Source organism: Flavobacterium sp. (assembly GCF_043779715.1).
GTDB lineage: Bacteria > Bacteroidota > Bacteroidia > Flavobacteriales > Flavobacteriaceae > Flavobacterium.
Genome location: NZ_JAYWDT010000224.1, coordinates 1 through 2,816 on the forward strand (window position 1 = coordinate 1; position 2,816 = coordinate 2,816).

At 32.4% G+C, this 2,816-nt stretch carries 1 protein-coding gene and 1 pseudogene; both read right to left on the reverse strand.

Annotated features, from left to right (window positions below):
- Nucleotides 1-1,120: 1,120 nt before the first annotated feature.
- Complete coding sequence (locus ACH2BG_RS10845) at nt 1,121-1,831, reverse strand: M48 family metallopeptidase (protein ID WP_395047714.1); 711 nt, start codon at nt 1,829-1,831, stop codon at nt 1,121-1,123.
- A pseudogene (locus ACH2BG_RS10850) lies at nt 1,831-2,816 on the reverse strand (restriction endonuclease subunit R); the annotation flags it as partial. The pseudogene ACH2BG_RS10850 and the gene ACH2BG_RS10845, both read right to left, overlap by 1 nt.

The window sequence follows — 2,816 nt, forward strand, 5'->3', positions numbered from 1 at the left end:
TTTTTAAACCAGAAAAATAATAGGAATGGATTTGATATTTCTTTTATTTTTCTGGTTTAAAAATCCACACTCTTTCTAGACTTGATTTTGTGGGTATTCAAAATCACTTTACGCAGATTTTTAATTTTATAGTACAGGTTTTCAAGTGATTTTCAATACTTACAAAAACAATGAAAAAATAATACCTAGTGCGATGGGGCAGTAGCGCAGGTAAGTGTGTGGTTTTTTATTTGCTTACTGGGGTATTTCTGATTGCTTTAGTAGAAAAGCTGGTGCCATTGACTTGAAAGAAAGACAATGCTGCGGGCTGGTCAACTTTATATTTAGGAACAGTATGGCATCGGCTTTTCTGCTGAAGCAATTACTGCTTATTTTCTGGCAAATAAAAAACCACACTCTTGCTGGCTACTCTTGATTTTGTGGGTGTTGTAAATTGCTTATTCCTATGTCGTGAATGTTAGAAATAGAGTTGATAAGCAATTTGCGACACGCACAAAAACAATACAAAAACTTACCGATTTAAACATTAAGTTGCTAAAAAAAGTGGCTGTTAACGTTCTTGAAACTTGGTAGTTCAGTAAAAGTTCTTATGAAATGGCGAACGTTGTTAATGACAGTGGCGAAGGATGGTCTTTTTTATTGCAGGCCAGTGCAAGGAAGCAATAAAAAAGACTGTCCTGGAGCCACTGGCTAGCGCGATGGGTGTGGCGGCTGTTTTACATAAATGATATTATAGCTTCATTGCAAAAACCAAAAAACCAATATAAAAGCTTTGTAATGAACTATAATACTCAATTATGTAACACAGCTTGGGAAAAAAAATTACTGGCACGAGTTGCGCAGCGTACGTGTTTTTGATTCAAAAACCGTGACAGTAATTTTTTTTGGAGCGTTGGCAAAGGAGTGGCAACTGAAATGTAAAACGTCCTTTTTAAACCGAACGAAAAAGAATGTTCTCGTTATTGGAAACGTAATTAGCGAAATGAAGCAAACAAAGACTTGAGTTTAGGAATACTTGGACTAAATGAAAGTTTTGTGCAGCTGAATGAGACAATGATCTAGATTAAGCATTTTATTAGACTTCTGTTATGAAGTGAGTGTTTTTGGTATCTATTGGAAATCAAGACAAAGCGTGTTCCAGTTTTTCTTTCCATTTTTCCCAATTGGGAGATAATCTGTTTTGTAAATCATAGAAATCCTTATTGTGATTGTGATGTACTAAATGACATAGTTCGTGAATTACTACATATTCAATGCTTCCTTTTGGTGCTTTTATTAATTCGGTATTTAGAATTATTTTACCTGATTTAGTACAGCTTCCCCAACGTTTTTGCATTAATCTTATATCTAAAATAGGTTTTTCGATTTTGTACTTATTGAATTTTTCTAAAGAACTTTCAAGCAATTCTTCAAAATGAAAGATTGCCTTTTCTTTGTACCATTCGTTTAGTTTTTTTTCTAAATATTCTAGATTTAATTTTTTAGTTTTCATAATCATTGCACCTCTATAAATCTTTATTTCATTGATAGTATCTTCAATGATTTGCAACTTATATTGTCTTCCTAGATACAGATGTGTTTCTCCATTTACAAACTTTCTTGTTGGCGTATTTGGTTTGTAACTACAAAAAAAGGCTTGCTGTTTTAATATCCAATTGGCTTTTAATTTTACTTTTTTATTGATGTCGATTAAATCTGTATCATTTGGAGCAATAACCGATACCAATCCATCAGGCAATACTTTTATGCCCAATGATTTTCTTGCAGCAAAAGACAATTTATATTCAATGCTTTTACTACCGTAATTTACTTGTTGGATTGAATGTAGCATTAAACGTATTTTAGTTTAGCAATTTTAATTACTTCTTCTATTAATTCATCAATTTTATCAAAAGAGAATTGTGTATCGTATTGTTGCTGTTTTTCGAAAAGTAAATCATCGAGATTGTTTTTCAATTCTTTCTCAATCTCGGTATTGGTCTGCCAATCGATAATTAGCGTACCGTTTTCATACACAATATTCTTGATGCAATCTTCTACCTCTAATGCTGTACCGGCTTGTACTTCTTTTGGTTCTGGTGTATTGCTAAAGCTATTTTCTAAAACCGCATTTATCAGATTGTAAAAAGCAATTGCATTTGGTTTTTCTTGAATAGCTTTTGGAACATTATTTTGTTTCCCGGTAAGAAATTGATTTTCGTATTCTTTTGCCTTTTTCAAGTATAGGGCTTCATCAATTCGATGCTGATGGTAATCGTTAATTGCTTCCCTAATTAATGCGGATAAACTTTTGTAGAATATTGGATCTTCATTCATTTTGACATTGATTGCCTTAACAGTTCGAGTTGCAATATGATCCGCTTTTGCCGCTTTTCCTATTACTTTTTCTACTTCAGCTTCTCTTTTTTCTCTATCAAAAATATTTACCAGTTCCGTTATTTTTAATACTTCTCCTTCCGTTGTAATATGCTTGTCTATTAACTTTTGTACTTGTGGTTCATAAGCGGCATAATCTAAATCGTCAAAATATCTTCGCTTAACATCCACTCTTAATTGCAAGAAAAACTTACTGTCCTGTTTATATTTATCAATGACTTTCTCGTTTTTAATATCATTAAATTCTATGGATGCCATTGCTAATTTGAACAAACGAACGAAAGCAGAAAGTTTTTCATAAAAAGGATGTCTTATGCTTTCGTCACTTAATAATTCAGAATACGCTTCGGCATCGTATTTGTTTTTTATCGTTTTGAAAATGTCCCATAACTCGCTGTGTGCTTGTGGTAATTTTTCTATTTCTTTATTGATGTTTATTA

What these genes read in the sequence shown, in the direction of transcription:
- ACH2BG_RS10845 (WP_395047714.1), bottom strand. Translation starts at nt 1,831, where the DNA reads ATGCTACATTCAATCCAACAAGTAAATTACGGTAGTAAAAGCATTGAA.